Source organism: Pseudomonas sp. P4_C3 (assembly GCF_056402075.1).
The window spans coordinates 1-1,991 of the sequence record NZ_JBFUIC010000527.1 but is presented as its reverse complement, the minus strand read 5'-3'; the positions used below and the strand labels follow the sequence as shown (position 1 = coordinate 1,991).

General features: G+C 63.0%; 2 protein-coding genes. One reads left to right on the top strand and one right to left on the bottom strand.

From position 1 onward, the window contains the following. On the bottom strand, positions 1–534 hold a 534-nt coding region (locus tag AC1DVH_RS30215; protein ID WP_477756880.1), incomplete at its 3' end, for an energy transducer TonB. Between the two features lie 231 nt (positions 535–765). Here AC1DVH_RS30215 and mksB point away from each other — a divergent pair. Continuing rightward, the coding region (gene mksB, locus AC1DVH_RS30210; protein WP_477756879.1) for an Mks condensin complex protein MksB at positions 766–1,991 on the top strand (1,226 nt) is incomplete at its 3' end.

Sequence of the window (1,991 nt, the reverse complement as noted above, 5' to 3'; positions counted from 1 at the left end):
GGGCGTTTCTTCCATGCGCACCGAGAGGAAACCTTGCACGAAGTCTCGGGCCGCTTCCGGGCCCTGATCCATCGTGCCTCGCACCAACAGCGGCCAACGCACCGGCTCACCGACGATCTGCGGGCTGTCCGGCAGACCGGCGGCGCGCAACATGTCTTTGAGCAGCAGGTAAGCAGGATCACGGCTCTGGAAGGATTCGCCTGTGGGTAACTCCACCAGCAGCAGGCAACGCCCGGCCCGCAACAATTGCAGGGCGAAACGCGGGGGCGGCACGATCGGGGCCTTGACCACGACCGGCGCCTCTTCAGCCTCTTCCACCGGTTTGGCCCCGGTGCGCGTGCTTGCCAGCGATGGGCGCGGCACCTCGATCTTCGCCCGCTCGACCGGCTTGGCCACAGGCGCCACGGGCGTCTGGGCCACAACAGCGGGCACGACAGGCGCAACCACAATCGGCTCGGGGGTCTCCAGCAGCTCGGGCCGCGACGGTGCGGCAAAGGGCAATTCGGTGCGCGGCAGCCAGTTGACCACCTGCATGGCGGCCAGATAAGCGCGACGACGGGACTCGATAAGCAAAGGTCGGCCACTTGTGGATAACTAAAGTGCGCTGATTCTACCGCCGTTCGCTCAAGATCGCTTGCTGTTGATCGATAGCCTCGACCGATGCTCTTTATCGAAAGAATGCGACAGCCCGTCCCGAGATTGAATCGCATTGCCCCCGATGCAGTACAATCGCCGCTTTTAATCGCCAACCAGCCGGCCATTCCGATGATCGAACCCAAGCGCGTCTTGCGCGCCCTCGCTGAACACTGGGCACTTCTGGAGCCACTGTGCGAGCACTTCGACCAAGGCACCCTGAGCCTCAACGAATTGCGTTCACAGTTGGCCGCCCAGCAACTCGACAGTACGCCGCAGGACATCACCAGCCTGCTCGACGTGTGGATTCGCCTCGACATCCTGGTTCCCGTGGCCAAAAGCCCGAACCGTTTCGAGCTCAATGCGCAGATTCACGACTTCCTCGCCTATCTGCGCCGTGAACACCGCCTGGGCCTGTGCCTGGAAATCGAAGCCTACCTGCGCCACCTCGAGCGTCTGGCCGGTTATATCCAGGACGCGTTCGATATCCGCGACGGCAATGACCTGGCCCGCCAGTTGCGCCTGCTCGACATGCGGGTTCGCGACGTACTGAAAAAACTCGATAACGACGAACAGGCACTGGTGGCCGTCGCCGAACGGGCGAAAACCAGCGATCGGCAAATACCGTTGCGCCAGCGTTACGCTGAAGTGCTGGCGACCTGGGACGAATACGTCGAGCCGATGATTGATCTGGTGAACGCCGACGGCGCCTTCGAACAAGGCGTGCGCAAGGTCGAAACCGTCCTGCTGAAGATGCTCAGCGAACAGCAGCGCCTCGGCCACCTGGTCGACGACGACATGCTGCTGCGCACCCACGCACGCATCCTCGAAATGCAGACCAGCGCCCAACTGACCCTGCGTCATGCCCGCGAACTGCTGCTGCCGTTGCGTGAAGAAGCGCGCCGACACAACGCCGTGACCCGTGGCGCGGCACTGGCCCTGTCGATGATCCGCCGCAAAGGCATCGACGCCGTGCCACAAGCGGCCATGCCGATGTTCACTCGCCCGCAAAGCACCTTCCTTGGCAGTGCCAGTCAGGTCGAAGCCTACGTTTATGCGTTGGCCCGCTTCGAACCGAAACCGGCACGTTTCCCCAAGGCTCACAAGACCCAGAARGGCGAAGCGCCACGGGCACCACGCACCGTTCGGGAAATGCTCGAACGCTGCGAAGACGCCTTGCCGATGCCGGACCTGATGACCTGGCTGCTGGAGCAGGAACCTGACGGCGCCACCGACGAATTGCTGTACTGGTTCTCGCGCCTGTCGCGGGAAAAACGCTTCACGCGCGAGCGTCTGGAGCGTCGCGAATACCATACCCACGAGCATCTTCAGCAGGACGGCGAACGGTGCGTGGTGCC